This is a genomic window from Defluviimonas salinarum, from assembly GCF_026013545.1.
GTDB lineage: Bacteria > Pseudomonadota > Alphaproteobacteria > Rhodobacterales > Rhodobacteraceae > Albidovulum > Albidovulum salinarum.
Map to the genome: position 1 here is coordinate 254,559 of NZ_JAPDOG010000004.1, position 13,512 is coordinate 268,070.

At 69.9% G+C, this 13,512-nt stretch carries 15 protein-coding genes; 7 read left to right on the forward strand and 8 right to left on the reverse strand.

All coding sequences use genetic code 11. The annotated features are described in order from the left end of the window. Both OM960_RS06775 and OM960_RS06780 read right to left on the reverse strand, forming a co-directional pair. The gene (locus tag OM960_RS06775) at positions 1–588 is read right to left on the reverse strand and encodes an amino acid synthesis family protein (protein WP_263333174.1); all 588 of its coding nucleotides are present in this window, start codon (positions 586–588) and stop codon (positions 1–3) included. After that, positions 588–1,487: a UPF0280 family protein gene (locus OM960_RS06780; protein ID WP_264771447.1), complete on the reverse strand. Its 900-nt coding sequence runs from the start codon at positions 1,485–1,487 to the stop codon at positions 588–590. Before OM960_RS06780 ends, OM960_RS06775 begins: the two co-directional genes overlap by 1 nt. Positions 1,488–1,699: 212 nt before the next feature. On the opposite strand from OM960_RS06780, the gene OM960_RS06785 reads away from it, so the two are divergent. Further along, positions 1,700–2,116, forward strand: coding sequence for a MarR family winged helix-turn-helix transcriptional regulator (locus OM960_RS06785; protein ID WP_263333176.1), 417 nt, complete (start codon positions 1,700–1,702; stop codon positions 2,114–2,116). Between the two features lie 43 nt (positions 2,117–2,159). Here OM960_RS06785 and OM960_RS06790 read toward each other — a convergent pair whose 3' ends face one another. After that, the gene (locus OM960_RS06790; protein WP_263333177.1) at positions 2,160–2,618 is read right to left on the reverse strand and encodes a GatB/YqeY domain-containing protein; all 459 of its coding nucleotides are present in this window, start codon (positions 2,616–2,618) and stop codon (positions 2,160–2,162) included. A gap of 181 nt (positions 2,619–2,799) precedes the next feature. Between OM960_RS06790 and carA the strand changes: the two genes are divergently transcribed. Both carA and OM960_RS06800 read left to right on the forward strand, forming a co-directional pair. Next, positions 2,800–3,966, forward strand: coding sequence for a glutamine-hydrolyzing carbamoyl-phosphate synthase small subunit (gene carA, locus OM960_RS06795; RefSeq protein WP_264771448.1), 1,167 nt, complete (start codon positions 2,800–2,802; stop codon positions 3,964–3,966). A gap of 112 nt (positions 3,967–4,078) precedes the next feature. Next, positions 4,079–6,208 carry a glycosyltransferase gene (locus OM960_RS06800; RefSeq protein WP_264771449.1) on the forward strand — a complete coding sequence of 710 codons (2,130 nt, stop codon included), beginning with the start codon at positions 4,079–4,081 and terminating at the stop codon, positions 6,206–6,208. 24 nt (positions 6,209–6,232) lie between these two features. On the opposite strand, the gene OM960_RS06805 is transcribed toward OM960_RS06800, so the two are convergent. After that, on the reverse strand, positions 6,233–6,874 hold the full coding sequence (locus OM960_RS06805; RefSeq protein WP_264771450.1) for a GntR family transcriptional regulator: 642 nt from the start codon (positions 6,872–6,874) through the stop codon (positions 6,233–6,235). Between the two features lie 118 nt (positions 6,875–6,992). Here OM960_RS06805 and OM960_RS06810 point away from each other — a divergent pair, with 118 nt between their 5' ends. The 3 genes from OM960_RS06810 to OM960_RS06820 all read left to right on the forward strand — a co-directional run bounded on the left by OM960_RS06810 (position 6,993) and on the right by OM960_RS06820 (position 9,230). Further along, positions 6,993–7,640 (forward strand): pyrimidine 5'-nucleotidase, encoded by a 648-nt coding sequence (locus OM960_RS06810; protein ID WP_263333181.1) that lies wholly within the window; start codon positions 6,993–6,995, stop codon positions 7,638–7,640. Between the two features lie 80 nt (positions 7,641–7,720). Then, positions 7,721–7,960, forward strand: a complete 240-nt coding sequence (locus OM960_RS06815; RefSeq protein ID WP_264771451.1) for a hypothetical protein — start codon at positions 7,721–7,723, stop codon at positions 7,958–7,960. Between the two features lie 73 nt (positions 7,961–8,033). Then, the gene (locus tag OM960_RS06820) at positions 8,034–9,230 is read left to right on the forward strand and encodes a UbiH/UbiF family hydroxylase (RefSeq protein WP_264771452.1); all 1,197 of its coding nucleotides are present in this window, start codon (positions 8,034–8,036) and stop codon (positions 9,228–9,230) included. Here OM960_RS06820 and OM960_RS06825 read toward each other — a convergent pair. The 4 genes from OM960_RS06825 to OM960_RS06840 all read right to left on the reverse strand — a co-directional run bounded on the left by OM960_RS06825 (position 9,227) and on the right by OM960_RS06840 (position 12,301). Beyond that, a complete protein-coding gene (locus OM960_RS06825; RefSeq protein WP_264771453.1) occupies positions 9,227–10,045 on the reverse strand; it encodes a class I SAM-dependent methyltransferase in 819 nt (272 codons plus the stop codon). The genes OM960_RS06820 and OM960_RS06825 overlap by 4 nt on opposite strands. Before the next feature lie 58 nt (positions 10,046–10,103). Then, entirely contained in the window at positions 10,104–11,231 is a 1,128-nt protein-coding gene (locus OM960_RS06830) for an aminotransferase class V-fold PLP-dependent enzyme (RefSeq protein WP_264771454.1), read from the reverse strand. A gap of 156 nt (positions 11,232–11,387) precedes the next feature. Beyond that, positions 11,388–11,846 (reverse strand): Lrp/AsnC family transcriptional regulator, encoded by a 459-nt coding sequence (locus OM960_RS06835; protein WP_263333186.1) that lies wholly within the window; start codon positions 11,844–11,846, stop codon positions 11,388–11,390. Continuing rightward, positions 11,843–12,301, reverse strand: a complete 459-nt coding sequence (locus OM960_RS06840; RefSeq protein ID WP_263333187.1) for an Lrp/AsnC family transcriptional regulator — start codon at positions 12,299–12,301, stop codon at positions 11,843–11,845. The genes OM960_RS06835 and OM960_RS06840 overlap by 4 nt, the downstream gene beginning before the upstream one ends. A gap of 28 nt (positions 12,302–12,329) precedes the next feature. Between OM960_RS06840 and ilvC the strand changes: the two genes are divergently transcribed. Next, positions 12,330–13,451, forward strand: a complete 1,122-nt coding sequence (gene ilvC / locus OM960_RS06845) for a ketol-acid reductoisomerase (protein WP_490372112.1) — start codon at positions 12,330–12,332, stop codon at positions 13,449–13,451. The last annotated feature ends 61 nt before the right edge of the window (positions 13,452–13,512 follow it).

Below are 13,512 nucleotides of genomic sequence, written 5' to 3' on the forward strand. Positions count from 1 at the left end.
TCACCTCAGCCCGTCCTTGCCCTCGGCCTCGTCATGCGTGAGGCCGCCGACGCGTGGCAGGGGCCGGCCGCTGTCGGTCACCGCGACCGCGACGAGGATCTCGTCGGCGCGCGGCGCGTCGTTCACCCGGACCTCCATGCCGTCGAAATGCGAACGCACGTAGGCGGCGTCCTTGTGGCCGAGGGGCACGTCGAGGGGATGGCCCATCGGCCCGCGCTTCTTGTTCGAGGGCACCAGAGCCGCGCCCTTCTCCACCGCCTTACGCAGCGGCGCGCCGAGGCGCGGATGCAGGATCGCGGCGGCGTGCTCCAGTTCGCCGTTCTCGCCGACCAGCGCGGCCTTGCCGTAGCTCTGCGCCTGGCCAGGTGTGATCCCGAGCGCCGTGACGCAGGCCTCGCCCAGAAGCCCTCCGAGCTCCTCGCCGATCACCATCAGCGGGTCGAGATCGGCCTCGTAGCGGCCGGCGAAGGGATTCTCGATCACCGCGATGGCGGCGGCGCGGCGGGTCGGCGGGTCGATTGCCTGCCCCATTTCCGAGCGCACCTCCTCCACCACGGTCACGATCTTGCGGATCTTCGCGGTTCCCATCACGGCACCTCCCTTGTTTCTGTGACCTTGCCAACGGCGCGGCTGTCGCCCTGCAGCGCGAGGAATACCGCCCTAGCGCGGCCCATCGCGATGACCGCGCGGGCCCGTGCCGCGCCGGCGTCGAGCGCCTGCGCCCTTTCGTCCGCGCTCAGCGCGGCGACCGCGACCGTCACGAGCCGATCGCCGAGATCGCTGTCGGGCGCGACCGCGCGGGCCCGGCGACGGGTAACGCGGGCCGAGCCCGGCAGGTCGACCGCGTTGGCGATCATCGTCGCGGCGGCGTCCGCCTCGGCCGCCGTCGCCGCGAGCACGGTGACCGCGTTGGCGATGCCGAGCGAGTGGCTCCGCCCGCGCCAGCCGCTCGTCGCGATGCCGCCGATGCCGTCTCCGGCGCCGATCTTTATCAGCGCGGGGCGGCTGGCCGTCTGCGGGCCGCTGGAAATGCCGATGCGGTAGCGTTCGCCGGCCCCGAGGCGGAGCGCGATGTCGCCGCCGTTGTTGACCGCCGCGCGGGTCAGGCCCGGTTCGGCCCAGAGCGCGGCGAGAAGATGGTCCGCGACCGCGCCCGCCACCGCGGCCATCGGGGTAACGAACCACGCCGCGAAAGGGGCGACAGCCGCCGTCATCGCCCGCGCGACCGGGCCCTCGGGCAGCGGTTGCCCCGGCCCGGCCGGGGCGCGCAGGATCGCAAGCTCGGCGACGAGCGCCTCGAGGAGCCCCTCGAAGGCCCGCGCGGCGCGGCGCTCGGCCGCCGCGACCGTCGCTTGAGGACCTGCGAGGTCGAGGATCACGTCGATCGGCCCGTGCGTCAGCCGCAGCCGGCCCCGGTCCGCACCCCGACTTGCCCAAGGCCCTTCGCGCGCCGGTACCGCCCGGTTCGCTCCGGACCCGGAAATCATCTGTGCAGGAGCACCCGGCGCCACATCCGCTCCTTTCGCCGCCCCGCGGGGCCGGCAGTGTCGATCTTCGGATTACGGACCCGGATTCGTTTGCTGTCAAACGATTCTTCCAGCCAGTCGCCGCCACCCCGCGCGGGACTTGTCTTTGGCGGTCGAGCCCTTACAGTTTGACACAAGGAAACAACCGGAGCAGTGCCGAAGAGGATGCCAGGGTGAGTGACGGGCCGGAATATCGCCTCGACGACCAGATCGGATTCAAGCTCCGCGTCGCCAACCAGCGGCATCTGGAGATTTTCGCGACCGAAATGCCGGAGCTTACGCCGCGCCAGTTCGCGGTGATGGCCAAGCTCGATGAAGAGGGGACCCTGTCGCAGAACCACCTCGGCCGGCTCGTGGCGATGGACGCGGCAACCACCAAGGGCGTGGTCGACCGGCTGGTGAGGAAGGGGCTGATCGCGGCGGTGCCCTCGCCCACCGACCGGCGGCGGGTGGAGATCTCGCTGACCGCGGAGGGCGCCGACCAGATCCGCGAGGCGATCGTCGTGGCGGCGCGGATCTCCGAACGCACAGCGCGCAACCTCACCCCGCGCGAGCTGGCGCGGCTGATGACGCTGCTCGACAAGCTCTGAGGGGAGCCGGTTTCGGACGCGGCCGGCGCGGTTCCGGGCAGCGTTACCCCAGCCGGTCCTTCACCATCGGGCCGACCGCGCCGAAATCCATCTGCCCGGTGTATTTCGCCTTCAGCGCCGCCATCACCTTGCCCATGTCGCGGATCGAACTGGCGCCGATCTCGGCAACGGCCGCGTCGATCGCCGCGGCGATCTCTTCGTCGGTCAGCTGGCGCGGCAGGAATTCCTCGATCACCTTGACCTCGGCGAGCTCCTTCTCGGCCAGTTCCAGCCGCCCGCCCTCCTCGTAGGCACGCGCCGATTCCTGGCGCTGCTTGACCATGCGGCCGAGGATCGCCAGCACCTCGGCATCGCCGACTGAGGCCTCGCCGCCCTCGCCCCTGAGCGCGATATCCTTGTCCTTGATCGCGGCGTTGATCAGCCTCAAGGTTGACAGCCGCTCAACGTCGCGCGACTTCATCGCGTCCTTGAGCGCCGCCCCAATACGGTCACGCAGTTCCATCGGGTCTCCATCCCCTGAGCATCCGAAGCCCCACCATAGCCGAGCGGCGACGCGGACACAACGGGCGAAAAAGCTGATAACCCATTGATATCGCTGCGTAAGCCAAATCGCAGCCGGCCCCTTGACCGAAGCCCGCCGCCCCCGTAGGTTCCGCGGGATTTAAGCCCCGGGGAGTCGCGCCATGCCCACCAAGCCAGAGTCTTCGGTCAAAGCAACGGCCTGCCTCGCCCTCGCCGACGGCACGGTCTTCTACGGCCACGGTTTCGGCGCGACCGGCGAGACGGTGGCCGAACTGGTCTTCAACACCGCGATGACCGGCTACCAGGAGATCATGACCGATCCCTCCTATGCCGGCCAGGTCGTGACCTTCACCTTCCCGCATGTCGGCAATGTCGGCGTCAACCCCGAGGACGACGAAACCGGCGAGCCCGTCGCCGCCGGCATGGTGGTGAAATGGGATCCGACCGAGCCCTCGAACTGGCGCGCGACCGAGGACCTCGCCGCCTGGCTCGCCAAGCGCGGCCGGATCGGCATCGGCGGCATCGACACCCGCCGGCTGACCCGCGAGATCCGCCAGCAGGGCGCGCCGCATGTGGCGCTGGCCCATGACCCCGAGGGCAAGTTCGACATCGCGGCGCTCGTCGCCAAGGCCCGCGCCTGGTCGGGCCTCGTCGGGCTTGATCTGGCCAAGGACGTGACCTGCGCGCAGAGCTATCGTTGGGATGAGACCCGCTGGGCCTGGCCCGAGGGCTATGGCAAGCGGACCGGCGACGGTTTTCGGGTCGTCGCGATCGACTACGGTGCCAAGCGCAACATCCTGCGCTGCCTCGCCTCGGTCGGCTGCGACGTCACCGTGCTGCCGGCGACGGCCACGGCGGAGGAGGTGCTCGCGCACGAGCCCGAGGGCGTGTTCCTCTCGAACGGCCCCGGCGACCCGGCCGCGACCGGCGATTACGCGGTGCCGATGATCAAGGGCGTGCTCGCGCGCGACCTGCCCTTGTTCGGGATCTGCCTCGGCCACCAGATGCTGGCGCTGGCGCTCGGCGCCAAGACCGTGAAGATGAACCACGGCCATCACGGCGCCAACCATCCGGTCAAGGACCTCGAGACCGGCAAGGTCGAGATCACCTCGATGAACCACGGCTTCACGGTCGACAGCCAGACCTTGCCCGCGGGCGTGAAGGAGACCCATGTCTCGCTCTTCGACGGCTCGAACTGCGGCATCCGCATCGCCGACCGGCCGGTGTTCTCGGTCCAGTACCATCCCGAGGCGAGCCCCGGTCCGCAGGACAGCTTCTATCTCTTCGAGCGCTTCGCCGAGGCGATGCGGGCGCGCCGCGCCGCCTGAGGCGGTGTTTCGCGAAGAATCGCGCGGGCGACCGTTTTTGCCCGTGTGACTTAACGCGCCATTAACCCAGTTCTGCGGAATGTCGGGGGCATGTTCTTGCCCCGGATCCCGCATGTCCTCCGCCGCACCGCATCTTCGTCTCGTCACCCCCGGCCCGGTGCCGGCACCGGTTCCGGGCGGCTTCGCCCGCCGTGCCGATCGGGCGGCGCGGATCGGCCGCAAGCCGCTCGGCCAGATCCTGCTCGACATGCGGGCGGTCGATCCTGGCAACCTCCTGAAGGCGATCGCGCTGCGCGACCGGCAGGCCCTCAGGCTCGGCGACGTGCTCCTGGCTCACAGCTGGGTCGGCGAGGCCGAGCTGATGGCGGCGCTCGGGTTGCAATGGGGCTCCAAGGTGGTGGACCTGCGCGCGGAGCCGCCCGACCCGCGGCTCATCGACCGGCTCGGATGCGACACCTGCCTCGCCGAGGTGGCGCTGCCGTGGCGGCGGATCGGCGGCGCGACGGTGATCGTGACCGCGCGGCCCGAGGAGTTCGCGGCGCTGCGTGCCCGGCTGCCAAAGGGCTTCGGCCCGGTTGTGATGGCTTTGGCGCCGGAACAGGGAATCCATGAAGCGATCCTCGCCGCGCGGCGCAGCTCGATGGTCCACCGCGCCGAGACCCGGACGCCGGCGGCCGAGAGCTGCCGCGCGCAGGACGGCACGGTGATCGCCCGCGCCGCCGCCGCCGTGCTCGCCGCGCTGGCCTGCGGCACGCTCGCGGCGCCGGCCGCGACCTTCGCTCTCCTCACGCTCTGGGCCGTGATCTCTCTCGCCTCCGGCACCGGGCTGAAGCTCGCCTGTTTCCTCTCCGAGTACCGCGCCCGCCCCGCGCCGCTGCCCGCAAGCCGCCCCGGCCCGGAGCGGCTGCCGGTCGTCTCGGTCATGGTGCCGCTCTTCCGCGAGAACGACATCGCGCCGCGGATCATCCGCCGCATCGGCCGCATCGACTATCCCAAGGAGCTGCTCGACATCCTGCTCGTCGTCGAGGAAGACGACCACCAGACCCAGGAGGCGCTCGCGCAGCGCGACCTGCCGCGCTGGATGCGGGTGATCGTGGTGCCGAACGGCACGGTGAGGACCAAGCCGCGGGCGCTGAACTATGCACTCGACTTCTGCCGGGGCGCGATCGTCGGGGTCTGGGATGCCGAGGACGCGCCGGAACCGGGGCAGATCCGCAAGGTGGTGCGCGGGTTTCACGACCACGGGCCCGAGGTCGCCTGCCTGCAGGGCATCCTTGATTTCTACGACGTGCGCCACAACTGGCTGACGCGCTGCTTCACCATCGAATATGCCGCCTGGTTCCGCGCCGTCCTGCCCGGCCTCGCCCGGCTCGGCTTCGTCGTGCCCTTGGGCGGCACCACGCTGTTCTTCCGCCGCGAGGCGATCGAGACGCTCGGCGGCTGGGACGCGCACAATGTCACCGAGGATGCCGATCTCGGCCTCAGGCTGGCGCGGCGCGGCTACCGGACCGAGATGATCGACGCGGTGACCGAGGAGGAGCCGAACGCGCGCGTCCGGACCTGGATCCGCCAGCGGTCGCGCTGGCAGAAGGGCTACGCGATGACCTGGGCGAGCCACATGCGCGACCCGGCCCGGCTCTGGCGCGACCTCGGGGCGAGGCGGTTCTGGGGGGTGCAGATCCTCTTTCTCGGCTCGCTGTCGCATTCGCTCATGGCGCCGGTGCTGTGGTCGTTCTGGCTCCTGACGCTCGGGCGCTCGCACGCCTTCGCCGGCGCCTGGCCGGTGGGCCTCACGGCGGCGCTGATCGCGCTTTTCGTGGCCGCGGAGGGCGTCAACCTCGCGGTCGGGGTCTGGGCGACGCGCGGCCCCGGCCACCGGCACCTGATGAAATGGGTGCCGACGCTGCAGCTTTATTACCCGCTCGGGACGCTCTCGGCGTTCAAGGGGCTCTACGAATGGGTGGCAAGGCCGTTCTTCTGGGACAAGACCGCCCATGGCGTGCTAGCCGCGGGCGCCGACGTGCCGGAACTGCAGCCGATCCTCGTGCTGACCCGCCCGGTGCACCTGCCCGCAACTGACGCCGAGGCGGTGCCGCTTGGGCCGCGGTCCGGCACGCTGGCCATGACCAAGGCGCGGATCACGCTATCTGTTGCGGCGGGCTGCGGGGACGAGCCGGCGAAGCGGCCGGTACCGCCGCCCCCGGCCCTCGTCGCTTCGGCAAGCGGGGCGCGGCCGAGCTGAGGTCGGGGCGCGGGGTTGCGGGGCTCAGCCCTCACCCACGTCCCGCGCGGCCCCGGCGTCGAGCTTGAGCCGGGTCTCGAAGGCTTTCGAGATATGGGCGCGCAGGGCCGCCTGGGCCGCCTCGCCGTCGCCGTCGGCGATCGCCTTGACGATCGCGGCATGTTCGGCGAGCGCCGTCTGGCCGCGCCCCTCGGCGGCGAGCGAGGTCGTCGCCAGAAGCGCCATCGAGCGGTGGACGAGGTCGAGTTGCTGGACGAGGTAGCGGTTGTGCGAGGCGAGGTGGATCTGCTTGTGGAACCGCCGGTTGGCGCGGCTGAGTGCAGCCGGGTCGCCGAGATGGGCGCGGTCGGCCTCGACCATGTCTGCCAGAACCTTGACCTCCTCCGGCGTCGCGTGCTTGGCAGCGAGCCGCGCTGCAAGGGCCTCGAGCTCGGCGCGCACGACGTAGAGCTCGGCGAGCTGGTTGTGGTCGAGCGAGGCGACGATCAGCGAGCGGCCGTCGCGCGCCAGCATCGACTGGGTTTCCAGCCGCTGCAGCGCCTCGCGCACCGGCGTGCGCGACACGCCGAACCGCTCGGCGAGCTCGGCCTCGACGAGCCGGTCGCCGGGCCGGTAGACCCCGCCGTCGATCGCCTCGAGGATCAGCGTATAGGCGTCCTTCTGCATCTTCCCTCCCTCGCCCGGCCGCCCGTTGCCCGGCCGGAGCGCGAGCCTAAGCGGCAGCCTGCCCGGAAGGCAAGCGCCTCCGTTGCGGGGCGCGCGCCGAGCGCGTAGTGTCGCGGCCATGTACCAAGCCGACTTTCCCCATGTGCGGTCCTGGGTCTTCGACCTCGACAACACGCTCTACCCGCCCGAGGCGCGGCTCTTCGACCAAATCGAGGCGCGGATGACCGCCTATGTCATGCAGCTTCTCGGTGTGGCCAGGGGCGAGGCGGACCGGTTGCGGAGCCATTACTGGAGGCTCTACGGCACCACGCTCGCCGGGCTGATGCACGAGCATGGCGCCGATCCCGCGCCCTATCTCGTCGATGTCCACGACATCGCCTTCGACCGCCTCACGCCCGATCCCGCCCTGCGCGCGGCGATCGCAGCACTTCCGGGGCGGCGGATCGTCTATACCAACGGCTCGGCGCCCTATGCCGAACGGGTGATCGCGGCGCGCGGGCTGAGCGGCATCTTCGACGCGGTCTACGGCGTCGAACATGCCGGCTACCGGCCGAAGCCGGAGCGCGGCGCCTTCGAGACGGTCTTCGCGCGGGACGGGATCGACCCCGCCCGCGCGGCGATGTTCGAGGACGATCCGCGCAACCTCGCCGCGCCGCACGCGATGGGGATGCGCACCGTCCATGTCGCGCCGGTGGCCGAGCCCGCCGAGCACATCCACCACCATACCGACGACCTCTCGGGCTTCCTCTCGGCGCTCGGGCGCTGAGGCTTGACGCTGCGACATTTCGTCCATTGCGGCATTGCGGGCGCAGCCCTATGCCGCACCGCAGCGAACAGGAGATTCCCATGACCCCGATGCCACTGGCCCCGCGCCTGCCCTGGTACTATTCCGTCCCCGTCCTCGGCTGGATCGCCCGCGATCTGGTGCACGGGACGCCGGACAACCTCTGGTACTTCCTCACCATCCTCGCGACGCTGATGGTGCTCGCGGTCAAGACCTGGGGTCTCGTCGCGCTCGGCCTCACCGCGCTCACGATGGTGCCGGTGATGTTCGTGATCCTGATCATGATCACGCTCGGGAACTGACCGGGACAGCTTGCCGCTTGGACGCGCGGGGCGTCCCGGTCTATCTTCGCCCCGCGAACGGGGGGCGAGGACGATGCGCGAGACGACCGACATCCTGATTTCCGGCGGCGGCGTCGCCGGACTGACCGCGGCGGCGGCCTTCGGCGCCGCGGGCTTTCGCGTGATCTGCGTCGATCCCGCGCCCCCGGTGACCGGGGCCGAGGAGGACGGCGCGGACATGCGCACCACCGCCTTCCTGCAGCCCGCCCGCGCGGTGCTGGAGGCGGCCGGGCTCTGGGAGCGGCTCGCGCCCCATGCCGCGGCACTCAAGGTGATGCGGATCGTCGATGCCGGCGGCGAAGCGCCAGAGCCGCGCATCGTCAAGGATTTCGACGCGGCCGAGATCGGCGAGGAGCCGTTCGGCTGGAACTTTCCGAACTGGCTTCTGCGCCGCGAGACGGTGGCGCGGATCACAGAACTGCCGAACGTCAGCTTCCGCCCCGGCGTCGCCACGGCGGGCGTGCTGACCCGCACCGATGCCGCGCTGGTGACGCTCTCGGACGGCACCACGGTTTCGGCCCGGCTTCTCGTCGCCGCCGACGGCCGCGCGAGCCCGGTCCGCGAGGCGGCGGGCATCGGCGTCAAGACCACGCGCTACGGCCAGAAGGCGCTCGCCTTCGCGGTCACCCATCCGATCCCGCACGACAATGTCTCGACCGAGATCCACCGCACGGGCGGGCCCTTCACGCTGGTGCCGCTGCCGGACCGCGACGGCAGGCCCTGCTCGGCGATCGTCTGGATGGAGACCGGGCCCGAGGTGCTGCGGCTCGCCGCCCTGCCGGTCGCGGAATTCGAGGCCGAGATGCTGGCGCGTTCGGCCGGGCTTTTCGGGCCGCTGACGCTGGTCACGCGGCGCTCGGTCTGGCCGATCATCAGCCAGATCGCCGACCGGTTCGAGGCCGAACGCATCGCCCTGCTGGCCGAGGCGGCGCATGTGGTGCCGCCGATCGGGGCGCAGGGGCTGAACATGTCGCTCGCCGATCTCGCCTGCCTCGTCGAGCTCGCCAAGGCGGCGCCCGACCGGCTCGGCGAGCGGGCGATGCTTCTGGCCTATCACCGCCGGCGCTGGCCCGAGGTGAAGGCGCGGGTGACCGGGATCGACCTTCTGAACCGGACCTCGATGCTCGGGGCGCGGCCCCTGCGCGACCTGCGCGCGGGCGCGCTGAATGCGCTCTATTCGCTGGCGCCGGTGCGCAGGACGCTGATGAAGGCCGGGCTCGGGATGCGCTAGGCCTCGCAGAGGAAGCTCACCGTGCGGATCCGCCGCTCGGTCAGGTTGCGCACCTGATTGCGCACCATCTCCTCGAAGCCCTCGCCGAGGATCATGCCGCTCGAGACGGCGCGGGCGCCCGACTGCGCGATCCGGGCCGACAGCGCCTCGAACCAGGCCACGCTCTCGTCGCTCGAATCGGTGCGGTCAAGCACCCGGAACCCGGCGCCGGTCAGGAGGCTTTCCACCTGGTCCGGCGTGGCGACGAAGCTGATCGCGGCATCCTGCGCCCAGGGCACCGGGTAGTGGATCGCCCCGCCCTCGCCTTGCATGACGTCATAGACGAGGAACCGGCCGCCCGGCTTCAGGACCCGGCGCGCCTCAGCGTAGAGCCGGTCCTTGGCCGCGATGTTCATCGCGACATGGAAGGTCAGCGCCGCGTCGAAGGAGGCGTCCTCGAACGGCAGCGCGGTGGCGTCGCCTTCCACGAAGGTCACGCGGTCGGTGAGGCCGAGCCAGCCGCTGATCTCGTTCGCGGCCCGGCAGAATTCGGGCGTGAGGTCGATGCCGGTGACGTGGCATCCCCAGGTCTCGGCCAGCGTGCGCGCGGGCCCACCGAGCCCCGCACCGAGGTCGAGCACCTTCGACGCCGGGCCGAGCTGCAGGCCGGGGGCAAGCTCCAGCGTCGCGGCCCGGCCACGGATATGGAACTCGTCCACCGGCCCGAGATCGGCGGTGGTGATCCGGGCGAGGTCCTTGCCGGCCCCCTGGAGACTCGCCGCGATCCGCGCGGCGAGCCCCTCGCCCCTTGTGTAGTGTCGAGCAACCTCGGTCATCCCGCCCTCCTTCCGGTTGCGGAAGGGTAACGCCGGGAGACCCTGCCGGCAAATCCCGTCAGAGAGCCGCGTCGAGCGCCCGCCTGACCCGCGCCACCGTGCCTTCGACGTCGTAGAGCTTGTCGAGGCCGAAGAGGCCGATGCGGAAGCTGCGGTAGGTGTCGCCCTCGCCAACCTGCAGGGGCACACCGGCGGCGATCTGAACGCCTTGGGCTGCAAACTTCTTGCCGGTCTGGACCTCGGGATCCTCGGTGAAGCTGACGACGACGCCGGGCGCGCCGAAACCTTCGGCTGCGACCGAGGTGATGCCGCGCGAGGCGAGCTCGGCCCGGACCGCGTTGCCGAGCGCCCACTGCGCCGCGCGGAGCCGCTCGAAGCCGTAGTCTTTCGTCTCCTGCATCGTGTCGCGGAAGGCGCGGAGCGCGTCGGTGGGCATAGTCGCGTGATAGGCGTGCCCGCCATTCTCATAGGCGGCCATGATCGCGCGCCATTTCTTGAGGTCCATCGCGAAGCTCGACGAGGTCGTCTCCTCGAGCCGCTGCAGGGCATCGGCCGAGAACATCACGAGCCCGGCCGAGGGCGAGGCCGACCAGCCCTTCTGCGGCGCCGAGATCAGGACGTCGACGCCGATCGCCTTCATGTCGACCCAGACGCAGCCAGAGGCGATGCAGTCGAGGACGAAGAGCGCGCCGACCTCATGCGCGGCCTCGGCCAGCGCCTTGAGGTAATCGTCGGGCAGGATCATGCCGCTCGCGGTCTCGACATGGGGCGCGAAGACGGCGTCGGGCTTCGTGTCGCGGATCGCCTGGACGACCTCGGCGATCGGCGCGGGGGCGAAGGGCGACCGGGCGGAGTTGCCGATCTGGCGGGCCATCGCGACGACGGTCTCGCCGGCGAAGCCGCCCATGTCGAAGATCTGGCTCCAGCGGAACGAGAACCAGCCGTTGCGGACGATCAGCGCCTTCCTGCCACCCGCGAACTGGCGCGCGACGCTTTCCATCGCGAAAGTCCCGCCGCCCGGCACCAGCGCCACCGACTCGGCATTGTAGACCTCCTTCAGGAGCGCGGAGATGTCGCGCATCACGCCCTGGAAGGCCTGGCTCATGTGGTTGAGCGAGCGGTCGGTGAAGACGACCGAGAATTCCTCGAGCCCGTCCGGGTCGATGTTCGGCAGAAGCGCGGGCATGGGGACCTCCGTTGTTGGCTGCCTTCCGGGTACCGCATAGGCGCGGCAAAGGCAAAGCCGGTTGCGACATCCATGCGCCGGATTCGCGCGCGGCGGCGGTGGCCGGGGGCGTCCCGCCCCCGGACCCCCCGGGGGTATTTGGGCAATGAAGAAGGGTCAGCCGAGCGGACCGGGGCGGCGTTCTTCCGAAAGGAGCACGTTGGCCTCGACATTGCCGAGACCGGGCAGGGTCATGATCCGGCGCCGCAGCACGCGCTCGAAATCGGCTAGGTCGCGGGCAGTGACGCGCAGGCGGTAATCGTAGAGGCCAAGGACGTGCTGGACGGTCTGGACCTCGGGGATCGCGGTCGCGGCGCGTTCGAAATCCTCGAGGCTGACGCGGCCCTTGGTGGCGAGCTTCACGCCGAGAAAGACGGTGACGCCGAAGCCGAGCCGCTCGGCGTCGAGGTCGATGCGGCGGCCGGCGATCACACCCGCTTCCTCGAGCCGGCGGATGCGGCGCCAGGTGGCGGGTTGGCTGAGGCCGAGGGCGCGGCCGATCGCGCCGGCGCTCCGGGTGGCGTCGGCCACGAGCGCTTTGAGGATCGCCCGGTCGGTGTCGTCGAGCGCGATCATAAGGCGAGGCTCCCGGTTTCCTTGATGGTGGAGACGAGCATCAGGCTCTCGATGTCGGCGATATGGGGCAGCGTGAGGATGCGCTCTCGGTAGACCTCCTGGTAATGGCCCATGTCGCGGGCGATGACGTTGAGGCGGATGTCGACGCGGCCGAGGAAGGTCTGGATCTCGATCACCTCGGGTACCGCGCGGGCGGCGGCGAGGAACTCGTCGAAGGCGTGGGGATGGGTCTTGTCGAGGGTGAAGCGCAGCGACACCTCGACCGCCCAGCCGAGCGCCCGCCAGTCGATGACGGCGTGCTGGCCCTTGAGGATCCCGGCCTCGGTCAGCCGCTCGAGCCGCCGCCACGCGGTCGCGGCGGTCACGCCCGCCCGCTCCGCGAGGTCGGCCGTCGCGAGCCCCGGCTCGGCCAGAAGCTGGCGCAGGATGCGGCGGTCGGTGTCGTCGATCTGCATGAATATTCCCGAATTGCAGAATTGGCGAATGATTTTTCGCAGAAATATCGCGGGTGGTCAAATTTTGCACGGGTATTCCGGAAAATCTCCCTATGCTCGCCGCCAGAAACGAAGAAAGGACCGCATCATGCGCGTTTATTACGATCGCGACTGCGACATCAACCTCATCAAGGACAAGAAGGTCGCCATTCTCGGCTATGGCAGCCAGGGCCACGCCCATGCGCTGAACCTGCGCGATTCCGGCGCCAAGAACGTGGTCATCGCGCTCCGCGAAGGTTCGGCCTCGGCCGCGAAGTGCGAGAAGGAAGGCCTGAAGGTCATGGGCATCGCCGAGGCGGCCGCCTGGTGCGACGTCATCATGTTCACCATGCCGGACGAGCTGCAGGCCGAGACCTACAGGAAATACGTTCATGACAACCTGCGCGAAGGCGCGGCGATCGCCTTCGCCCACGGCCTCAACGTCCATTTCGGCCTGATCGAGCCGAAGCCCGGCGTCGACGTCATCATGATGGCGCCGAAGGGCCCCGGCCACACGGTGCGCGGCGAATACGTCAAGGGCGGCGGCGTGCCCTGCCTCGTGGCGGTCCACCAGGACGCCTCCGGCAAGGCGATGGAAATCGGCCTGTCCTACTGCTCGGCGATCGGCGGCGGTCGCTCGGGCATCATCGAGACCAACTTCCGCCAGGAATGCGAGACCGACCTCTTCGGTGAGCAGGCGGTGCTCTGCGGTGGCCTCGTGGAACTGATCCGCATGGGCTTCGAGACGCTGGTCGAGGCCGGCTACGAGCCCGAGATGGCCTATTTCGAGTGCCTCCACGAGGTGAAGCTGATCGTCGACCTGATCTACGAGGGCGGCATCGCCAACATGAACTACTCGATCTCTAACACCGCCGAATACGGCGAGTATGTCTCGGGTCCGCGCATCCTGCCCTACGACGAGACCAAGGCGCGGATGAAGGCGGTTCTGAGCGACATCCAGACCGGCAAGTTCGTGCGCGACTTCATGCAGGAGAACGCGGTCGGTCAGCCGTTCTTCAAGGCCACCCGCCGCCTCAACGACGAGCACCAGATCGAGCAGGTGGGCGAGAAGCTCCGCGCGATGATGCCCTGGATCTCCAAGGGCAAGATGGTCGACAAGTCGCGGAACTGACCTTCCATCTGGACCGAAGCAACTGCAGGGGGCAGCATCCATGCTGCCCCCTGTCATTTTG